Annotated in this window: 14 protein-coding genes and 2 pseudogenes; 4 read left to right on the top strand and 12 right to left on the bottom strand. The window is 60.4% G+C overall.

Going from position 1 to position 19,883, the window contains the following annotated elements; genetic code table 11:
- Positions 1-3 precede the first annotated feature (3 nt).
- From P0648_RS00970 to P0648_RS00935, 8 genes are read right to left on the bottom strand one after another with little or no spacing between them, the layout of a single operon-like run.
- Complete coding sequence (locus P0648_RS00970; RefSeq protein ID WP_276246114.1) at positions 4-831, bottom strand: amidohydrolase family protein; 828 nt, start codon at positions 829-831, stop codon at positions 4-6.
- Positions 828-1,226: a PaaI family thioesterase gene (locus P0648_RS00965; RefSeq protein WP_276246115.1), complete on the bottom strand. Its 399-nt coding sequence runs from the start codon at positions 1,224-1,226 to the stop codon at positions 828-830. The genes P0648_RS00970 and P0648_RS00965 overlap by 4 nt, the downstream gene beginning before the upstream one ends.
- A 21-nt stretch (positions 1,227-1,247) precedes the next feature.
- Positions 1,248-2,279 carry a branched-chain amino acid ABC transporter permease gene (locus tag P0648_RS00960; RefSeq protein ID WP_277504905.1) on the bottom strand — a complete coding sequence of 344 codons (1,032 nt, stop codon included), beginning with the start codon at positions 2,277-2,279 and terminating at the stop codon, positions 1,248-1,250.
- A gap of 54 nt (positions 2,280-2,333) precedes the next feature.
- Positions 2,334-3,269 (bottom strand): branched-chain amino acid ABC transporter permease, encoded by a 936-nt coding sequence (locus P0648_RS00955; protein WP_276246117.1) that lies wholly within the window; start codon positions 3,267-3,269, stop codon positions 2,334-2,336.
- On the bottom strand, positions 3,269-5,296 hold the full coding sequence (locus tag P0648_RS00950; RefSeq protein WP_276246118.1) for an AMP-binding protein: 2,028 nt from the start codon (positions 5,294-5,296) through the stop codon (positions 3,269-3,271). The genes P0648_RS00955 and P0648_RS00950 overlap by 1 nt, the downstream gene beginning before the upstream one ends.
- On the bottom strand, positions 5,296-6,111 hold the full coding sequence (locus P0648_RS00945) for an ABC transporter ATP-binding protein (RefSeq protein ID WP_276246119.1): 816 nt from the start codon (positions 6,109-6,111) through the stop codon (positions 5,296-5,298). Before P0648_RS00945 ends, P0648_RS00950 begins: the two co-directional genes overlap by 1 nt.
- Positions 6,112-6,124: 13 nt before the next feature.
- The gene (locus P0648_RS00940; protein WP_276246120.1) at positions 6,125-6,976 is read right to left on the bottom strand and encodes an ABC transporter ATP-binding protein; all 852 of its coding nucleotides are present in this window, start codon (positions 6,974-6,976) and stop codon (positions 6,125-6,127) included.
- A 2-nt stretch (positions 6,977-6,978) separates the two neighbouring features.
- Entirely contained in the window at positions 6,979-8,241 is a 1,263-nt protein-coding gene (locus P0648_RS00935; RefSeq protein WP_276246121.1) for an ABC transporter substrate-binding protein, read from the bottom strand.
- A gap of 215 nt (positions 8,242-8,456) precedes the next feature.
- On the opposite strand from P0648_RS00935, the gene P0648_RS00930 reads away from it, so the two are divergent.
- The 3 genes and pseudogenes from P0648_RS00930 to P0648_RS00920 all read left to right on the top strand — a co-directional run.
- A complete protein-coding gene (locus P0648_RS00930) occupies positions 8,457-8,885 on the top strand; it encodes an HIT family protein (RefSeq protein WP_276246122.1) in 429 nt (142 codons plus the stop codon).
- A 43-nt stretch (positions 8,886-8,928) separates the two neighbouring features.
- Complete coding sequence (locus P0648_RS00925; RefSeq protein ID WP_277504904.1) at positions 8,929-9,678, top strand: AAA family ATPase; 750 nt, start codon at positions 8,929-8,931, stop codon at positions 9,676-9,678.
- A gap of 47 nt (positions 9,679-9,725) precedes the next feature.
- Positions 9,726-10,037 (top strand): annotated as a pseudogene (locus P0648_RS00920) (zinc ribbon domain-containing protein); the annotation flags it as partial.
- Between the two features lie 166 nt (positions 10,038-10,203).
- On the opposite strand, the gene P0648_RS00915 reads toward P0648_RS00920, so the two are convergent.
- From P0648_RS00915 to P0648_RS00905, 3 genes and pseudogenes are all read right to left on the bottom strand, one after another.
- Positions 10,204-10,749 (bottom strand): hypothetical protein, encoded by a 546-nt coding sequence (locus P0648_RS00915; RefSeq protein ID WP_276246124.1) that lies wholly within the window; start codon positions 10,747-10,749, stop codon positions 10,204-10,206.
- 157 nt (positions 10,750-10,906) lie between these two features.
- A pseudogene (locus tag P0648_RS00910) lies at positions 10,907-11,187 on the bottom strand (hypothetical protein).
- The gene (locus P0648_RS00905) at positions 11,188-18,003 is read right to left on the bottom strand and encodes an LAGLIDADG family homing endonuclease (RefSeq protein WP_276246125.1); all 6,816 of its coding nucleotides are present in this window, start codon (positions 18,001-18,003) and stop codon (positions 11,188-11,190) included.
- Between the two features lie 120 nt (positions 18,004-18,123).
- On the opposite strand from P0648_RS00905, the gene P0648_RS00900 reads away from it, so the two are divergent.
- A complete protein-coding gene (locus P0648_RS00900) occupies positions 18,124-18,660 on the top strand; it encodes a GNAT family N-acetyltransferase (protein WP_276246126.1) in 537 nt (178 codons plus the stop codon).
- A gap of 3 nt (positions 18,661-18,663) precedes the next feature.
- Here the strand turns inward: P0648_RS00900 and P0648_RS00895 are convergent, their stop codons facing one another.
- Positions 18,664-19,743 (bottom strand): phosphotransferase family protein, encoded by a 1,080-nt coding sequence (locus P0648_RS00895; protein WP_276246127.1) that lies wholly within the window; start codon positions 19,741-19,743, stop codon positions 18,664-18,666.
- Between the last annotated feature and the right edge of the window lie 140 nt (positions 19,744-19,883).

The raw sequence follows: 19,883 nt of genomic DNA, 5'->3' as shown, positions 1-19,883 counted from the left end.
CGCTTACCCGAGGAACCGCTCTGCGGCCCCCCGGAACAACTGGTCGAATGCCTCGTCAGAGAGGTCGCGTTCGAGCAACAGCGCCCGTTCGTCGTCGTAGGGATACGGGATGTTCGGGTAATCAGAGCCGTACATAATCGACCCGGCGAGGTCCTCGATCACCGAATCGGGAATCGTCGCCGGGTCGAAGTCCATGAATCGCTGGGCCCCAGCGGACATCGCGAACGTCGTGTCGAGGAACACCTGTTCGTTCTCGCGGGCGCACTCGATGAACGCCTCGTGTTCGTAGGTTCCCATGTGGGCACAGCACGCCCGCACCTCGGGATAGTTCTCCACGAACTGGGCGAACTGGTCGTAACCGACGTGTGGGTTGTCGTGGAACATCGGCGCGGTACCGGCGTGGAACATGATGGGCCGGTCGTACTCGGCGGCCAACTCGAAGGCGGGGTCGAGGCGCGGGTCGGCGGGGCCACAGCCCTGGACCGGGCACTGGAATTTGAGGCCGCGTGCGCCGTTCTCGAACGCCCGTCTGACCACCGCGTCCACCTCGTCGTCGCCGTGGACGGTTGCAAAGGGCACGGCCATCTCGGAGTCGGCACACCGGGCGAGCACCCAGTCGTTGAGGTCGTCAGCGATGCCAGGCTTGTGGGCGTAAGGCAGGGCGATGTATCGGGAGACGCCTGCCTCCGTGAGTTCTGCCTCCATCGACTCGCGGTCGGTCGGGTGGTCGAACTCCCACGCGGCGGCGTCGTGGAGCGCATCGCGGATGGCAGCCATCAGCGTGTCCGGCATCAGGTGGACGTGGCAGTCGGTTGCTGGTGCGAAGGTCATGGCGAGAGTTTGTACGTGCCGACCCCGGTGGCACAGAGCGTGTCTCCGGCGCGAATCTCGATGTCGGCGACGCCAATCGACCCGCCCTTTCGGCGGAGCCTCGCGTTCCCGACGAGCGTCTCTTCGCCGGCGTGGCTGAGGTAATCGACGCGCATGTCGATGGTCGGCGTGTACCGGCCCAGATTTCCGACGAACAGCGCCGCGCCGGTCAGGTCCACGAGCGCCGAGAGGACGCCGCCGTGGATGGCGGGCACGTCGGGGTTGCCGACGAGGTCCTCGTCGAACGGAATGCGCGTCGTGGCCGTGTCTTCGGTAACCTCGACGATTTCGATGCCGTGGGATTTGTGGAACGGCAAAATATCGAGAAGAGAGCGGGCGGTTTGCGTCCGGTCCATGGGGTCAGTTGTGGCCATCCGCTAATAGGCGTATGGCCACTTCCTGAGATATTCCTTGAGCTGGCCGAGCGCAGCCAGCACCCCCTTTGGCTCGACGGCCAGCACGATGATGATGACCGCGCCGAAGATGACGGGAATCAGCGCCGTCGCGTCGCCGGCGTACGCCGTGAAGAAGTTCCGCAGGTAATCGAGCAGGAACGACACGACGGCCACGCCGAGCAGCGCGCCCCAGACCCGTCCGAGGCCGCCAAACAGCAACATGACGTAGTGTTCCAGCGTCAGCTCGATGGTGAAGAAGCCGGGGTCCAAGAAGCCAATCCAGATGGCGTAGAGGCCCCCGGAGAAGCCAATCATGAACCCGCCGATGGCGAACGCGAGCAGTTTGTTCTGGAACACGTTGATGCCCAGCACGGCGGCCGCGAGGTCGTTCTCGTGGACCGCACGGAACGACCGGCCGATGCCCGTCCGACTCAGGTTGAGCGAGAGCATCGCAAAGAGAAGCATCGAGACGAGCGCGACGAAGTAGATGTCCGTCCGCGAACTCACCGAGACGAACCCGCCGATGAGGCCGACGTCCACGGGAATCGACTGCTGGACGCCGCCGTGGATAAACGTCGCCTTGTCGTTCAGGAAGAACCACTCGGCGATGAACTGCAGGGCGAGCGTCGAAATGGCGATGTAGAAGCCCTTGACGCGGAAGGCGGGCAGGCCGAAGGCCACCGCGACGCCCGCGGCGACGAGGCCGCCAATGACCATCGAGGGCAGCAGTCCCGCCCCCGTCCCGAGCATCCGCGAGGTGCTGTACGCGCCGATCGCCATGAACGCCCCCTGCGCGAGGACGATTTCCCCGGCGTAGCCGAGGATGACGTTCAGGCCGAGCACCGCGATGGCGAAGATGTAAATCTTCGACAGCAGCGACACCGTCCCGCCGCCCAGCACGAACGGGAGCAAGAACGGAATCGGCAGGACGAGTGCCAGCGCGATGCGCTGGGTTCGCCAGCGGAACAGGCCCATCCGTGACCCGTAGTCCGTGAAGTACTCACCGCAGGGCATGGGACACCTCCGCGATGGAAACGAGCGACCGGTTGAGTGAAGTGCAGAACATGGTCAAATCCTCTCGATGCGTTCGGTGCCGAACAGGCCGTAGGGTAACACGACGATGATGAACAGCAGGAAGATGAGCGGCAGGACGGGGCCAAAGCCCGGCCCCACGATTGGCTCGACGTAGAACGTCCCCAGCTCCTGGAGGAGGCCAACGACGATTGCCCCGATGAACGCTCCCGGCACGCTGTCCAACCCGCCGAACACGACGGCGACGAAGATGATGATGCCGGTGGTTTCGATGTTGAACCCGGCCCCACCGTTGGCCATCGCGAGCAGGATGCCGCCGATTGCGGTGATGGCAATCGACAGCGTCCACGCGATGATGATGGTGCGCTCGATGGAGACGCCGAGGGCCATCGCGGCCTGCTGGTCTGACGCCGCCGCCCGGAGAATCGACCCCGTGACGGTGTAACGGAAGAACAGCATGAGCGCGATGACGACGGCCAGCGAGAGCACGACGCCGATGGCGAACGGTCCGCTTATCTCCGCGCCGAGCGGGAGCGGAACGTTCCAGTCGGGTAGAATCGAGGCGGGATACGCCCGGAAGTTCGGCCCGACGAGGAAGCGGATGAACCCGCTGAAGATGCCACCCAGTGCGAGGGTGACGATGATGACCGACAGCACGGGTTCGCCGATGAAAAAGCGGAAGATGGCGCGTTCTAACAGGATGCCGAGCAAGATGCCGACCAGAATGGTCGCCACTAGCGCGCCAATGCCGCCAAGTCCGGCCACCGACCCCGATGGGACGAACCAGACGATGCTCGGCGCGGCGAAGATAGCGACGAAGTACGCGCCGACGAGCGCCAACTGCCCCTGGGCGAAGTTGAGCACGCCGGTCACCTTGTAGATGAGCGAAAACCCCATCGCGATGAGCGCGTAGATTGCGCCGATACCGATGCCCGCGACGATGGTCGCGAAGAGGTTGCCAGCGTCAACCATCAATTTTCACCTCCGTCGGTGGCGACGGCTTCGCCGGGTGATTCGAGGTCGATAATCGCCATTTCGCCGTGTTCGCGCGTCTCGCGGCCGTCCTGATACGTGATGGTGATGTCGATTTCGCATGCTTCTTTGTCGCTGTAGATGTCCTCGACGAGCGAGGCGTAGCGTTCGCCGACGACTTTGCGGCGAATCTTCCCCGTCCGCGTGAGTTCGCCGTCGTCGGGGTCGAACTCCTTGAACAGGACGATGAACTTTCGAATCTCGTTGCCTTCGAGGCGTTCGTTGGTCTCTTCGACCACCTCGGTGATGAGGTCGAGCACCTCGGGTTTCTGGGTCAGGTCGCGATAGCCGGTGTACTGGATGTCGCGCTGGTCTGCCCACTCCGCGACGTTGTCGTAGCGGATGTTGAGCACCGCAGCGAGGTAGTCGCGGCTGTCGCCGACGACCATCGCCTCCTTGATGTACGGGTTGAATTTCAGCTTCGTCTCGACGCTGATGGGTGCGATTGCCGTTCCGTCGGCGAGTTCGAGCACGTCGTCCATCCGGTCGAACACCTTCACGTGACCGTCCTCGGTGATGTCGCCGAAGTCGTCGGTGTGGAGCCAGCCGTCCTCGATGGCCGAAGCCGTCTTCTCGGGCTGGTTGTAGTAGCCGGAGGTGACCACGGGGCCGCGAACCACGAGTTCGCCACCCGGCGTGAGGCCTACTTCCACGTTCGGGAACACCTGCCCGACGGTGTCGGGTTGGATGTCGCCGTCGCGGTGCATCGTCACGAACCCACAGACCTCGGACTGGCCCCAGATTTGCTTGAGGCGCACCCCGAGGGCGTGGTAGTACTGGAAGTGTTCTTCGCCGAGCGGGCCGCCGCCGGTGTAGACGTTCTTCGCGCGCTTCAGCCCGATTTTGTCGAGAATCGGGCGGTAGACCAGCCAGTAGGCGAGCCAGTTTTTCGCCCGCAGCGTCGCGGGTGGGTCCTGGTCTGCCTTCTCGCCGGTGACGTACTCGGCGTAGGCCCGACCCCAGTCCATCGCCTTCTCGTAGGACCACCGCTTGAGGCGGGTCGTGTTCTCGATTTTCGCCTTGATGTCCGCGACCCACGCCTCGTAGGTGCGCGGCGAGGAGAAGATGATTTCCGGGCCGATTTCTCGCAGGTCTTCGCGCTCGGTATCGGGCTGTTCGGGGAAGTTCGCCGTCCAGCCGCCGACGAACGCGGCGGCGATGAGAATCATCTGCTCGCCGACCCACGCCATCGGCAGGTACGAGAAGTAGTCCGATTCCTTCGGAAGCGGGTCGATTTCGATGGCCGCGTTCGCGAGGTTGACGAAGTTGAAGTGCGACAGTTGCACCCGCTTTGGCGTGCCCGTCGTTCCACTCGTTGGCGAGAGCATCGCCGGCGACTGTGGGTTCACGGCGCGAATTCGCTCTTCGAGGTAGTCCCCATCGACCTCGCCGCTCTCCAGTCGTTCGCGGCCACGTGCCTCCACGTCGGCGTAGCTGACGATTTGTGGGTCGTCCTGCTCGTAGCGGAACATCCCGCGTTCGTCGCGGTAGATGATGGTCTCTAAGCCTGGGGCGTCGTCCGCGACGGAGAGCACCTTGTCCACCATCTCCTGGTCCTCCGCGAAGACGATGCGCGGGGAAAGGAGTTCGAGTTGCTTCCCGATTTCTTCGGGCAGCATGTCCTGGTAGTTCGGCGCGGCCATCCCGCCGAGGGACATCGCGCCGAGCCACGCCCACAGCTGGTGGGGGCGGTTGTAGCCAATCGTGAACAGTACGTCACCGTCGCCGAATCCGTACTCCTCCAGGCCGAGGGCGAACCACCGGACGCGGTCGTAGTAGGCCGTCCAGGTGAACTCTTGCCAGATGCCGAACTGCTTCCAGCGAAGTGCGACGTCGTCGCCGTGTTTCGCGACGTGGTCTATCAGAATCTCGGGCAGCGACCGGTCGGAAACGATGTCGATGTCGCCCTCGGGGGCGTTCGCCACGCGGTCTACGGTCACGCCGGTTGCCATCTCGTCCTGGGCCATCAGTCGACCCCCGTGTACACTTCCGCGACGAGTGGGTCCGCGGTAACTGCCTCGGGTGGCCCACGGGCGATAACCGCGCCCTCTTGTAAGACGATCATTCGGTCTGAGACGTCCGTGACGACTTCGAGGTCGTGTTCGATCATAACGACGGTCAGGCCTCGCTCCTCGTAGAGGTCGGTCAGGAACCGCACCATGTCGTACTTTTCCTCGAACGTGAGACCGCTCATGGCTTCGTCCAGAAGGATGACGTCGGGGTCGAGCGCGAGCGCCCGCGCGAGGTCGACACGGCGGCGAATCCCGAGCGGGAGGCTCGAAATCGGGCTATGGCGGTACTCCCAGAGTTCGAGATAGTCGATTATCTCCTCGACCTCTCGCATATTTTTCTCCTCTATGTCTCTGCCACCCCAGTAGAACAACATCGCCTCCAGCAGGTTCGGGCGACGGCTGATGGACTTGACCGTGATGATGTTCTCGATAACGTCCTCGCTCTCGAACAGTTCGAGACCCTGGAAGGTGCGCCCGAGACCGTTTCGCGCCCGCTGGTGGGACTTCATGGTCGTCACGTCCTGCCCGCCGAGGAACACCTGGCCGCCGGGGTCGGGTTCGTAAAAGCCGTTGATGACGTTGAGCAGGCTCGTTTTGCCAGCCCCGTTCGGGCCGACGATGGAGACCCACTCGCCTTTTTGGATGGAAATCGAAACGTCGTCGACGGCCGTCACCGCGCCGAAGGTTTTGGTGATGTTCTTACAGCCGAGGGCGGCTTCCTCCGGTGGAACCGGCGGCTCGCCCCGCACGTCGAAGGTCGATTGGCTCACAGTTCACCTCTCATCAGGTCCACCGTTTGCGGATCTTGTAGTGGCGAATGTCGGTGTAGCGCCCTTCTTCACGACTCGTTCCGAGGTAGAACTCCTTGATTTCCTCGCGATTCTTGAGCTTGTCCGCGGGGTCGTGGAGTTCGATTTGCCCGTTTTCCATGACGTAGCCGTAGTCTGCGATGTCGAGTGTGCGTTTGGCGTTCTGGTCTGCGATAATCATCGTGATATCCTCCTTGTGGTTGATTTCGACGAGTGTCTCGAAGATGTCGCGCACCAGTTTCGGCGCGAGACCGAGCGACGGTTCGTCGAGCAACAAGAGCCGCGGCCGGTGGAGCAGGGCGCGTGCGATGACGAGCATCTGCTGTTCGCCGCCGGAGGCGTACCCCGCCTTCAGATTCATGATATCGTTGAGTTGCGGGAAGTAGGAGAACGCGAGTTCGTAGTCCTCCTCGCTGAAGTTGAGGCGACGGCCCTGTCGGTAGAGGCCACACCGGAGGTTCTCCTCGACCGTCAGGTCGCGAAACGACCGTCTGCCTTCGAGAATGTGGGTCACGCCGCGAGAGACCATCTCGTTCGTCCCGAAGTTGGTGACGTCCTCGCCGTCGAAGTAGATGCGACCGCGAGACACCTCGCCGCGTTCGGTCCGGCCGATGCCGGAAATCATCTTGAGGATGGTACTTTTGCCCGCGCCGTTGGGGCCGAGCAGGGCGATGATATCGCCCTCGTTGGCCGCCATCGACACTCCCTGTACTGCGAGGAAGTGGCGGTCGTAGACGATTTCTGCGTTGTCGAGTTCGACAACCGGTGGGGTTTCTGGCTGGTCGCCCACTCCCGATTCAGTCGTCTGTGACTCGCTCTGGGTCATGATTAGAGCCCGATCCAGTCGTCGCGGCGGGGGAGTTCTGCCTTCGAGTCGAACTTCATCTCGCCACCTTCGACCTGGTAGATGCGGCCCGTCATGGTCGGGCGGCGGTCAGCCTCTTCGTAGCTGAACGGTTCTGCGAGGCCGAACACGTCCCAGTCTTGGGTTTCGAACAGTCCTTCGCGAATGTTCGCACCCGCCGAGGGGTCTAAGTCGAGGTTGTTTGCCTCTTGGATGCCCTTGAGCGCAAGCATCGCGTGGATGACCCCGCGGACGTAGTTCAGGTTCGCCACGCTCGGGTCGTTCATGTCACGACCCTCGCGCTCGAAGGAGGCTTCGATGGCAGCCTTGCCGTCGCCGCTTCCCTCCATGACCTCGCCGAACGTTTTGAACCCACTCACGTAGCGCACGCCCTCGAAGGTCTCCGGGGATTCCTGGACGCGCAGTTCGTCTACGGTGTAGGTCAGCCCCATGACGTTGACCTCGGGGTAGACGTCCTGTCGGTCCTTCAGCAACACCTGCATCGGCGCGGCCGTGTTCTGGTGGATGAGGTAGTCGATGCTGTCGTCTCTCGCCTTGCGCAGCTGGCTCGTCGCGGAGTTGGCAGTGAGCGGCAGGTCGATGTCGTCGCCAACTTCGAGGCCGAGTTCCTCGGCGTAGGCCTTCCCGCCCTCGACGGGAGCCTTCCCGAACGGGTTGTTCGAGAAGATGAAGGCGATCTTGCCTGGATCGTTGTCCGCAATCCACTTGAGGTGGGCGCGGGCCTGACTCGTGTAGTCGAGGTTACCGAAGAAGTTGTACGGCGCTTCCTCCGTGAGCAGATTCGCCGAGTACGATGCAGAAATGTAGACGATTTCGTCGCGGGCGACTCGTTGGGACAGGGCCTCCGTGTCGGCGGTCCCCCAGCCAATGATGATTGGCGGCAGGTCTCCAGAGGTAAACTCGTCGTAATTCTGTTGGGCCTGTGCCACGTCGTAGGCGTAGTCCACCCCGTTGTGGTTGATTTGCTGTTCGAGCAATCCTTCCTCGTTTATCCATTTGAAGGCGTCGCGGGACCCGAGTGCCGTCGGACGGCCCACGTCTGAGGTCGCCCCACTCTGGTCGTAGAGGCCGGGAATGGTGAGTGCGTTCGCGCCGCCGTCGCCACCACCGTTGCCACCCGTACAACCGGCGACGGTGACAAGGCCGGCCGCCGCTGCGGCCTGCATGAACCGTCGTCGGGTCTGATAGCTGTCAGATTGGTCTTGTGGGTCGGTAGTCTGTCTCATGTGACCATTCATCATTATTACTCCTGAAGAATGTTGGAATGTGTTGTTTTATACATTTCGGTCATCCAACCCCTTCCAGTTCCGTGGATTTTAAATTCTGCCAAACTGATTGACGGATTTACAATTTGGCTACGGAAATCTCGTGATTCGTTAGTTGCACGCCGGTGTGCGTCCACGGGAAACTTTCTTCAAAGCGCCGCGCGACACACTCTACGATGGACGACGATTGCATTTTCTGTAAGATTATTGATGGTGAAATTCCGAGTCGAACCGTCTACGAGGACGACCAAGTGCTGGCGTTCCTCGACGTGAACCCGCTCACGCGCGGTCACACGCTAGTCATCCCGAAATCCCACCACCAGACGGTCGCAGATCTCCCCGAAGACGTCGGCGAGGCGGTGTTCACCACGCTCTACCGACTCACGCCCGCCGTGGAATCGGCCGTCTCCGCAGACGGGTCGAACATCGGTATCAACAACGGTACGGCCGCCGGTCAGGAAGTCCAGCACGTCCACGCCCACATCGTTCCGCGCTTCGAGGGCGACGGCGGCGGTGCTATCCACTCTATCGTCAGAACGATGCCCGACCTGACCGACGACGAGTTCGACGACATCGCGGCGGACATTCGGGCAAACGCCGACTGAGCCTCCCCGCCTTTTTTGTACGATAGCCCGAATAGTTCAAAATATGGATATGAAGCCACAGTCGCTCGCCCTCGCCGGCGTCACCGGCGGGGCTGGAACGACGCGACTCACAGCCGAACTCGGGGCGACACTCGCCCGAGCAGGCCGTGACGTCGCGCTCGTCGATGCCGCCTACGCCACGCAGGGCCTCTCGAGATTCGTCGGCGGGGCGCTCGAAACCGACATCACGGACGTCGTCTCGGGTGAGGCGACCGTTCAGGAAGCCCTCAGCGACCTCCCGCTCGACCTGTCCGGTCGCCTCGCGGTGGCACCCGCACACGCCACCTTCGAGCAACTCGCCCGGGCGAAATCCGCGGCCGCCGCAGAACGCCTCGCCGACACCATCGGCGACCTGACTCGGGGGTTCGACGTCGTCATCGCCGATACGCCGCCGCTGGCCGCGAATCAGGCCGTCGCCGCCGCCACCGCCGCGGACGCCGTCGCGCTCGTCGCCCCCGCCACCCAGCGAGGCCTCGACGCCGTCCCAACCATTCCCGGCCGCCTGCAGGACGTGGGCGCGACCGACGATCACCTCATCGCGAACCGTGCCGATGGCTCCCTGTTCGCGAGCGAAACCGACCTTGCGGTGCCCGTCTGCGAAGACCAGGAGGTCGAAACACCGACGTGTGCGACCGCAACGACTGGCACGTTCGCCCCGGCCGTCGCTGCCGTCACCGAGGGCATTTTCGACACCAACCTCGGCCTCGACTTCGAGGAACCGGGCTTCCTCAAAAAGTACACCCGGTCGCGCTAGAAGAACTCGTCGCCGTCGCTCATCGTCTCGGCGAGGCACTCACGTTAGTCGAAACCGTTGCCCCGCAGTACACGTCACAGCGGTGTAGTCACGGTGAGTGTGGGTTTACTCACGAGGACAATCGGAATGGTGACGAGTTCAAGTGTCTGAAGTGCGGGAAGGAGTTGCACGCGGATTACAGTGGTTCGAGGAGAAAGCCCACGACTTCAGTCGTGGGAGGAAGTCAGAACGCTGCGCGGAATGTGGCGTGGCGACTTGTCCAAAACTGGCTCAAGTCTGGTTCTGGACGGGTCACCAGTCAACTGGCCTTGAAGTCAGGAACGGTGAACGCTAACGGCGATTTCAACGCCTCCGCCTAAGTGCGGTAGAGCGGGAGTTCACTGACAAGCCCCGACCCTTGAGGTCGGGGTTGTTGACCGTGCGCTCGACAGATGTTTCGCAATCTGGCGGGCTACAGTCGAGTAGGTCACGACGAGTAGCACGCTACTCGTTTCAGAAATGATTAGTGTTAAATTTATCGTCAGGCTACCGGGTGCGGACGGTTCGCTCGCCGTCTTCGGTGAGCGACACGTCCCCGTCGAACAGTGAGCGAATCATCGAGAGCGTCTGGTCGTCGTGTGCCCCCGGATTGATGTGGAAGTGGGCGATGGCGTCCGCGGCGAACAACCGACCCGTGAGCACGTGTAAGAATTCGTATGCCTTCTCCGGGTCTACGTACTGTAGGAGCGTCGTGAGCGAATCGAAGCAGACGACGATTTGGGCGTCCTGGTCGGCCCACCGCGTGAGCACTTCGCTGATTTTGATGCCGAGGCCGGTGAGGTCGCCGGCGCTCGCCACTGTCTGTATCGGGCCCTGTGGGTTCTCGCCGGCCGTACTTGCCGCCGCGGCCGAACGGACGCTGTCGCCGACGTTGATGATGGCGAGATCGTTTGGTCGTCCCGCCCCATGGCGGTGCCACTGGGTGAGGCAGCTATCGGGTGAGCGAGAATAGGCAACCCAGAGGACGTTCGTCTCTGCCGGGTTCTGCGGCGTCAATAGCTCCATGCACGCGTCGTCTGCCGCCGGTTCCATGGGCGGTGCGCACAGCAGTGTGCTCGTCGCCGTCACCAGATCGTCGTGGAGTGAGTTTCCCCGTGTATCCTTTTGGCTCACACTCGTTCACTCTACCATACGCGGGAACAGATAAAATCGTTGTGGTGATTCAGAGAGTCTTTATTTCTGATTCATATCATGCAGAATCAACGGGCTCGACGATAAACGAAGCCGGATTTCCGTGCAGCTCGACGATTCGCTGTCGCGCTTCCTCTCGGGAGGTTGACACGACGATGAGGCCGTCTACCGTGCCGTCGCCGCTCGCGTGATAGGGGCGAGCGCATCATCCGCGAACTCGGTCGCGTAGGTCCGGAGGACGCCGCGAACGCGCCGCTCCATGCTCGCGAGGTCCGTCTCACCCTGCTCAAAGGTAGCCAGCGCGTCCTCAATGTTCCGCAGGGCAGAAATCCGGTCCATCTACGTCGTCCGAAGGTGGTCGGTGCGCGGTTCGTACACCTCGCCTTTCTGTTTGAGCTTCTCGATTTCGTGTTCGGCCTTCGAGTGGTCCATCCCGATTTCCTCCGCCCGGTCTAACACCACGTCGATTGGCGCACCGTCCTCGTATTCGTCTTCGATTTCCTTGATGAGGTTCTTGATGTTCTTCACGCGGTCGCGCTGGGTCTTCGAGCGGCCCGTCTCGACCACGTCGGCGTCGAACTGCCCGGTCTCCGGGTCGACCCCGATGTCCTGGAGACACGACCGGACGAGTTCGATGACCCGCTCTGCGTCCTCTGTTTCGACGGTGTCAGAGAGGCGAACCCGCGCGCTCGCCTCAGAGAGCCGGACGAGCCCCTCGAGTTTACGGGCGGTCACGGGAACCGGGGCGTCCTCGTCTGCACCCTTCGACCGCAGGTCCACGTAGAAGTCACGGATGGCCTGTTTGGCCTCGTCACTCATCGTCGGATAACACGTGCGTTTGGAGAACGCGATGTACTTGCGGAGCAACTCGGCGTCGATGACGGGCGCCACCTCCTCGGTCACCTCGTTTACCTGCTGTTCGGTGAAGTTAGAGGAGTTCGTGTGCGTGCGGTGGGTGTGCAACTCGCCTGCGTAGTTCGTCCGCAGGATGTGCTCTGCGAGTTCTGTGTCCTTCTCCGCGTCCGGCTTGTCCGTCACCGTGAAGATGAGGTCGAACCGGGAGATGAGCGCCGGTTCGAGTTCGATTTGCTCCCCGATTGGCTCGTACGGGTCGAACCGGCCGTACTTCGGGTTCGCCGCACCGAGCAGCGAACACCGCGATTTGAGCGTCGCGTTGATGCCTGCCTTGGAAACCGAAATTGAGTTGTGGAGCACAACTCCCTGACTGACGAACGTATTGGTTGGCTCAACAGTCACGTCGTACACCCACGCTGTTTCGTACTCACCGGCGTTCGGAACGACCTCTACATCCGTGACACGATAGTACCGGAGTTCACATCCCGCTTCTAGTTCGCAAATTCGCTGTTCAGCTTCTTCGAGAGCTTGTTGCACAGTTGCGTGTGCACGGTTCGTCAGTTGTTCACGCGTTTGCTCGTCATAGCCACCCGCCTCTGCGTAGTGAACAGTGCTCGTCGTCACGCCGTCCAATCGTTCGGCGAGTTGACGGCCGGACCAGTTGATTGTCGTCCGAATCGTAGCGAGAGTAGTTGCGTTTTCGAGTTCTTGTTCGACCACTTTTACGCGATCGCGAATCTCTGCAATCTCCTCCTGCACGGTTTCCACCCGAATGCCGAATCCTTCATCGAGCGTCGGACGGAACTTCCCGGTGAGATTGAGACCGACGAGTTTCCGAAGGCTGCGAATCTCTCGTGCCACGTCTGTTGGCAAGACGTCATGGTGTCTCGGAGTGGCGTCGCTTCGGTCTGCAAACGCGACAGCATCGTCGTATCGGTCGTCTGTTGGTTCGACTACCGCATCGACGAATTGCCGGATTGAATCGCCCATCACGTACACTTTCCACGAATTTTCGGCGATATCGTGGTGGATACGGGAGCCAACGCCTATCTTCGCAAGCGCATCCGCGTAGTCTTCTGCGAGCCCTTCTGACGCCGTCGAAAATGACATGGCTTCACTTTCGACCCCACCGTCACCGGCGAATACACCGACCAGGAACCGGCGAATGTGTTCCTCTGACGCTCCGAGCACCTTCGCTGGAATTCGCTTGTCGCGGGCCGTGTGCATGAACTCGGGGAAGTTCGCCTCAAACCACCGGTACAGTTTGGTTGAAACCCACCGCTTTGTCACTGTTCCTGCGGCATTCACTGCGTCGGTACTTTCGATCGCAAACGTGCTTCGTGCGAGTGTCGCTGCCCGTTCGAGTAATCGTTGATCCTGATTTGAGAATCCGATTTCGTGGCTGGAGCCAGCATACGAGTGCCCCTCGGCAACAAGGAGTCCAAGAAGCTCCGCGAGGTCTGGCGTAAGTGACTCGGGAAGTCGTACATCTTTCTCATTCCCCTGTACTGGCTCGTCAACTAGCGTGACACCAGCCGCAGAGTTTGGGAGTTTTCGTGGTGCTGGGACGAAATCACCGGCCGAAATGTCTTGCGCTTCGACCGTCTCAACGTCACTTCCTGCGACGAACATTGGATGTTCCGGCGTAACCATCACCTCTCGTCCGTTCGAAAACCGCACTCTCACGAACTCGTCGGGTGCCTCGTGGCGGCTGACTCGGTCAACAGGGTGTTTCGTCGTCTTATTCGACTCGAAATCAACAGAATGGACTTGCGTATCGTCGACCGAAATAATCTCACAGTTAATTCCATCGACGACTGCATCTGGATTGGCTGCCATCTTGGAATCAACAAACTCGCCGATTTTCACGCGTCGTCCATCAGCAAGCAAAATCTCTGAATTTGGGTGATATGACTGCTGTTCCAGCGCTTCGTGCATCGCAGAGCGGTCTTCCGATCGCATCTTATCGAGTTCGTCCACTGCAGCAATTCCTTTGTCTGCGAGGACGAGCGCACCTGCTTCGAGCGTCCACTGCTGGCCGTCACCGAAGTCGTCGCGCACCGCAGCGGCGGTGTTGTGCGTCACCACACCGTTCCCGATGAAGTTGTGCGTTTCAGGAACTGTGAGGTCAAACACTTCTTTCGTACCTACATCTGCCGCTTCGACGACGCGGTCCCAGCAGAGACTGGCGTCAACGACTTCGCGGACAAGGGGTTCTGCGTGTCCGAGGTCAACGTCTTCGAGTATCGCTCTGGCGCGCTCACGGCCTGGATTGTCCCCGCGTGTCACGTTGGTGTGGTACGCACCACCAGCGCCGTCAGTAGCGACGAGTGCCGACCCCACTGGAATCGTCTCTCCGCGTCTTGTCGCGCCGTTGGTGATCTTTTCGAGCGACGCTTGCTTTGGTGTGACCTCGAAACCGATGGTCGCGGCGTAGCGGTCGATATTCGAACCGTATATCTCGACGAAATGCTGCACGTGCTTGGACTCAATAGTCTGGCCATCGGCTAACGTATACGTTCCACGTCGATCGCGTTCCCGTCGTCGTGCGCGGACGCCATAGGTCTCTAGCATCAGCTGAACCTGTTCGGCCAACCCTTCGCTGATCGTTGAGAGAAGGATACTGGACCCACCGTTTTCACGGACTGAGACGGCTCCGTCCGCGTCCATCAGTCCTCGAAGGAATGCGTTGGCGTGCTCTGCTGTCGTGAGCTCAGGTGCCAGTTCGAGGTTGGCTTTTGGCGTCTCCATCCCAGCATTGGCGAAAAGGCGTGCAATCGTTGCGCTGTTAACCCTTATACACGAAACACGGCCTTCCTGTCGTTCGATGCTTGGGTGCTTATCGAACTTCTCGGCGAAGATAGTTGCTGCCCGCTTTAGTACCTCCTCATCGCTATTAGAGAGCCGAATTAATCCCCGATTCCCGCGCCGGCGGTCCAGAGAGATATCACCGTCGCCAAAGACGAGTCCAAGAAGATACATGAGTTCCTCGTCGAACGTTTTTGGCACGGTGATGCTGTCACCATGTCGAATCATGAGGCGATCGAATGTGATATCTTCACGAGTCATCCCAACCGCATCGAGCATCGTGTCGAGTTTTGAAAGAGGGACGTGTCGGTTTCTGAGGGAGTCATAGATGAAGTCCTCTGAGAGGCCCAGTGTTGTCGCTGCTCCACGAAGGTGGCCAAACTCTGTGCAGAGGGCCGCACGAATCGTCTCAACTGATTCGTCGGTCAACTTCACTTTCTCGGTGGTGAGTTCGAGGAGTTTCCGAACCGGGATCTCAGTTCGCTCGAAGTCCCTGTACTTTGGAATCGCGACGTAATCTCCCGGCCCAATATCTGAAATCTTGACCCACTCCATACCGTGTTCGCCGCACGTCAAGAGTGGCGTGTTCTCGGATGCAGTAAGCGACTTTCCGTGGGCGGTTTCGATGCGTCTGCAGGGCTTTTCTGGCATCCGCCAGACGTGCGATGAAGCGCGTTCATCTACCACACCGGTTCTGCGGTCGAACGTTTGTAAACCAATAGCTTTCAGTGCGCTCGTCTCTTCTGTCACCGGTTCAGGGTGTTCGTCAATCGCAAGATTCCGAATCTCCTGGAATCCGTTTTCGGTGTGGATTCGCGTGTCACCAGTCACACAGAGACCCGCAGAGGACGAACCCTTGCCCGAGGTGTAGACCGACCGCGGTGCGATGTTTCGGATGTACTGGAGCATCGCGGAGTTGTGCGACACAATGTTGTTCGTCAGGTAGTTGTGAGTCCCCTCAATTTCCAGGTCGTACACCCATTCATAATCTGGTTCAGCAATTTCGATGGACTCGATTTGTTCCCACCGGATGTCTCCCTCGACAAGTTGCTTGAGCGCGTGTATCTCATCAGCGACTGCTATTCCGTCTTCAATTCGCTCGTTTATCACTGCACGCGCTCCGGACACATAGCCGCCGTCTGCAATGACTTCGTTTCGCTCGTGAAGGCTCACTGTCCGCTGTGAAACGCCAACGTCGTCAGCAATTGCCTGCTGTGAGATGTTCAGATCGGTGCGTGCTGTTTTGAGGCTCCCCCATTCGGGTTGGAGGTTCTGCTTGAGCGCGTAGAGTTCATCTAATCGGCTTTCGAACGCCGTAATGACTGATCGGAGCGCCTCACGGGAGGGGTTTCTGTCACCGCGTTCGTAGTGCTGGTAGGTTGACCGAGGAACACCGCAGTCGAACTGTGACAGTGCTAATGCGGTACGTATCTCCTGTAGCTGCTCTCCAATATCCGGAATCACATCGACGTTGGTATTCTCTGGTACGTCGGCAAATGCCTGTGATGCAACGGTTTTTCGCTCGGTTACGAATCCAACTTGTTCAACATACTCACTGAAGTCCGAACCACTGATTCGGAGCCGGAAACTCTCGTTGTGTCGTGGTTTCAAGTGAGCGCCAATACCGATCGACGCGAGCAACGACTTCACGCCCTCTAACAGCTTACGACTCATCGAACTGACCGTAATCTCTCGCTGCGTGGTTGAAACGTGGCCTTCGGCCTCAACATAGGCTTTCAGGAACGCTGCTTTCACTTCCGGACTTGTGCTGAACAGCGCCTGTGGAACGTGCTGTTCTGCAGATCGGTTGAGGATGGCAGGCTCCAGATTTTCGAGGAAGCTTACAAACTCACTAGCTGAACAGACAACTTCTCGCGCCTGTTCATCTGGGCGTCCTTCGCGTTCAGACCACGTCAGTCCTAATCGCTCGAACCCGTCGGCGACGTCGTCGAGAATCTCGCGGTCGTTGTTCGTGATGGTGACCGAGCCGCTGTGCTCGTCATTTCGGTACACGTGACCCTCTGCGATGATGTAGCCAATGAGCCGCGCAAGTGACGGCGTCCAGGTTTCTGGGAGGGACAGACGAACGGCATTGTTCGCTCTCGACCGTCGATAGTCGACGGAAAGTGTATCGTCCCACGTGGTTGGTATGTGCCGAGGTGTCGCGATAAATTGCCCTTCGGAGAGCGTTCCTGCCTTGCGAGCCGAGAATCTGCCATCCGACTGCACAAACAATGGGTGGGACGGAGTCACCTCTATCTCGCTTCCGCTCGCGGTTTGGATGCGATACATCCGATCAGGTGCTTCGCGCTTCCAGACTTTCGTGGCTCGCTTTTGCGTCAGGGTTCCGTCTAAATCGACCGAAGGGACTGGGAAATCAACCGCTTGGTACACACCGTCGTCAATTGGTTTCGGATCCGTGAGATTTGACTCGACCAGCTCTCGAATCGTTACCTCTGTGCCGTCTGCGAGCGTGACTTTTGTATCGCCTTTGACGCACTTCCCGGTCCCTGGGTCACCGATGAGGAGCATGTGCAGGTCGCCACGAATCCGCGACCCGTCGGGGAGGTGTTTGGTCACGCCAGAGAACAACTGGAGAATCATCGCTAACTTCTCCTGTTCGTACCCGAAGATGGAGGGTGCAATCGACCCCACCATCTTGTCGTAAATGTCGGGTTCCTGGGAGAGTTCGATGATGTCCTTTTTGTCCTCCTCGGTGATGTCCATCTCCTCGAACTGCTCGTCCTCGACGACGATGGAACTGCCCTCCATGAACACGTCGAACATCGGGGATTTCTCCTGGTTGTTGCCCTGTTGTTCGAGGTGGAGGACGCCCGTCACGCGGACGTGGTCACCGGCGGTCACTTTGCCCGTGATGTCGTCTTCGATGTGGATGTCGATGCTCTGAGGTGTCTCCCCGCCGCGAAGTCCCTCGGGGCTCTCTTGGACCCGGAGCTTCTGGGCGTCGATGAACTCAGACTGGTCGAAGTTGATGCGAAACGGCCCCTGTCGTTCACAGCCCTGACACTCGTGGGGTTCCTGGAAGTCGCCGCCGGCCTGCTGGATGAAGGTCAGCGTGCCACAGCGCAGGCATTCGAAGGCGGCTTCCTGAATCTTCGGTCGAACGTCGGTGGCCTTGCGGACGATGCCCTGCACCGCGATGAGTCGGCCGCGGTGTCGTGCCCGAATCTTCCGGATGTCCGTCGCCTCCGGCAGGTTCTTGACCCGGACGTGCGCCCGGCCGAGGCCGACGTCAACCGGCAAGTCGTACATCCGCAGCGCCTCCTCTGCGTACTGTTGGAGTTGTCCCGGCTGGGATTTGTAGTCGTCAGCGAGGTCCGGGTCGAACCGATAGAGGTCCTGATAATCGATGTAGAGCGACCGCTGCTCGTTTGGGTACTTCTGGGCGAGTTCCCCGATTGCGTCGCGGTAGTAGTTCCGGTAGAACTCTTCGAATCGCTCGATTAGCTCTGCGTTTTCCGCGTGCGCCATTCAAGGAAAATGTAATCCACCATCGGCTAAGTAGTTTGGCAAAGGGCAGACTGAAAGTGAATGCCACCCGGGCGAACCCCTAAATAGGAAGCCGACATCGCCTCACTCAGTGATTCGCTGATGCCCGGCCCCGTCTTTCTTCCCGGTGAGAACGTCTCCCTGCATACCGTCGCCCGCGACGACCTGCCGTTCATCCAGCGACACGCGAACGACCCCCGCGTCTGGCACTCGCTCGCCAAAGCGAACCCAGTGAACGAACTTCAGGAAGAGCAGTGGTACGAATCGTGGAGCAAAGGCGACGACGCCAAACTCCTGATTTGCGCGGACGGCGACCCCGTTGGCTTCGTCAGCCTCACGGATTTCGATACGGTTCACGGGTCGGGCCAACTCGGCTACTGGATCGCTCCCGACGAGTGGGGCAACGGCTACGCCACCGAGGCCGTTTCGCTCATCACCGACTACGGATTCGGCCACCGACGCCTCCACAAAATCATCGCTTACGTCTACGACTTCAACGAGGGGTCAAAGCGCGTCCTCGAAAAGCTCGGGTTCAGGCAGGAAGGCCTGCTCCGCGATGGCGGCTTCATCGACCACGAGTACATCGATTTACTGCTGTATGGGGTGCTCGAAGACGAGTGGCGAGCGCGCCAGGGCTGATCTTTAGAGATACCGCTCGACGAACGTCCGGTGCTCCGCGGCCCGCTCGTCTCGCTCCTCGCTTGACGCATCCTGATACCACAGCGGGAGACAGGCCATCGCGCCCAGCCGAGTGGTGAGGCTGTAGACTGCCATTCGCTCTCGGGTCGCCTCGTCGAACGCCCACCCACTTCGCGCCTCGGTGTAGGCCGTCCTGAAGGTCTCGCGGAGGGTTGCCGTCTGCTCCGGTCCGTCTTCCTCCGGATGCAGCAGGTAGAATTCCGTCTGTGCGAGGTTGTACGCCGGCTCTGCCGCAGACAGATTCGCCCAGTCGAGAACCGCCTTCGTCGCGCCCGTCTCCGGATCGACGAGCAGGTTCCCAAGGCGGTAGTCCCAGTGGCAGTAGGTCGGTGCTTCGGGTTCCGACAGCGCGGGAATCGCGTCCCGGAGATACTCCCGTACGCCCGGCACGAGGTCGGCGAACCGCTCGGGTTTCTCCGCGAGGTCCGGGAAGAAACCGCCCTCGGCTAAGCTGTCGAGCGTTCCCTCACTGTCCGCCAGCACCTTTTCGCGCAAATCGTCGTAGCGAGGGTGTTCGTCAGTATCCAGGACGGCCAGTTCCTCATCCCGAACCCCGACTTTCCCCGCGCCATCGAGCGGGCCGAGCTCGTGGAGTTCCGCGAGATTTTGACCCGCCTCTCGGAGAATCTGCGTCCGGGCATCGAAGGAGAGTTGGCTCGCCTCGCCTTCGAAATTCTCCCCCTCGACGTATTCCATCAGATAGAACGGCGCGGGAAACCGCTCGTGGTCGTCACAGTAGCCGAAAACCTCCGGGACGGGAATGGTCGTCTTCAGTCCGACCAACGCGAGCAGTCGCGGTTCTGCCCGTGCAATGACGGGGTCCACGAAATCAGCCGTCGTCGCCTTGAGTACGACCACTCGTCGCTCGAAGGACGTTTTCACGTCGAGTTTCGCGACGAAATCCGTGCCGTGGGGGCTTCGTTCGACCGATTCGGCCTCCCAGTCCGACTTGAGGTTCTCGACCATCTCCTGCACTGCCGCGTCGGAAATTTCCGCAGAATCGTTGCCCGTCGCCGTCGTCATACGCTCACTTCTGATTGAACGTGTAGAAGTTTTGTGGTGATGGGTACGGAACCACCCGGATTTGAACTCGGTCGCAACGTTGCGAGTTGCTCTCTGCTCAAACTGGTTGCTGTCCATTTCTGCCTCCTCACGTGCGTTCG

Origin of the sequence: Haladaptatus sp. DYSN1 (assembly GCF_029489995.1) — an archaeon.
GTDB lineage: Archaea > Halobacteriota > Halobacteria > Halobacteriales > Halococcaceae > QDMS2.
The sequence above is the reverse complement of the archived record's forward strand: the minus strand, read 5'-3'. Positions and strand labels throughout refer to the sequence as shown.

Bases quoted from the DNA above. Each gene is read 5' to 3' on its own strand.
- P0648_RS00970 (WP_276246114.1), bottom strand. From the start codon at position 831: ATGACCTTCGCACCAGCAACCGACTGCCACGTCCACCTGATGCCGGAC.
- P0648_RS00965 (WP_276246115.1), bottom strand. From the start codon at position 1,226: ATGGACCGGACGCAAACCGCCCGCTCTCTTCTCGATATTTTGCCGTTC.
- P0648_RS00960 (WP_277504905.1), bottom strand. From the start codon at position 2,279: ATGCCCTGCGGTGAGTACTTCACGGACTACGGGTCACGGATGGGCCTG.
- P0648_RS00955 (WP_276246117.1), bottom strand. From the start codon at position 3,269: ATGGTTGACGCTGGCAACCTCTTCGCGACCATCGTCGCGGGCATCGGT.
- P0648_RS00950 (WP_276246118.1), bottom strand. From the start codon at position 5,296: ATGGCCCAGGACGAGATGGCAACCGGCGTGACCGTAGACCGCGTGGCG.
- P0648_RS00940 (WP_276246120.1), bottom strand. From the start codon at position 6,976: ATGACCCAGAGCGAGTCACAGACGACTGAATCGGGAGTGGGCGACCAG.
- P0648_RS00935 (WP_276246121.1), bottom strand. From the start codon at position 8,241: ATGAGACAGACTACCGACCCACAAGACCAATCTGACAGCTATCAGACC.
- P0648_RS00930 (WP_276246122.1), top strand. From the start codon at position 8,457: ATGGACGACGATTGCATTTTCTGTAAGATTATTGATGGTGAAATTCCG.
- P0648_RS00925 (WP_277504904.1), top strand. From the start codon at position 8,929: ATGGATATGAAGCCACAGTCGCTCGCCCTCGCCGGCGTCACCGGCGGG.
- P0648_RS00915 (WP_276246124.1), bottom strand. From the start codon at position 10,749: ATGGAACCGGCGGCAGACGACGCGTGCATGGAGCTATTGACGCCGCAG.
- P0648_RS00905 (WP_276246125.1), bottom strand. From the start codon at position 18,003: ATGGCGCACGCGGAAAACGCAGAGCTAATCGAGCGATTCGAAGAGTTC.
- P0648_RS00900 (WP_276246126.1), top strand. From the start codon at position 18,124: ATGCCCGGCCCCGTCTTTCTTCCCGGTGAGAACGTCTCCCTGCATACC.
- P0648_RS00895 (WP_276246127.1), bottom strand. From the start codon at position 19,743: ATGACGACGGCGACGGGCAACGATTCTGCGGAAATTTCCGACGCGGCA.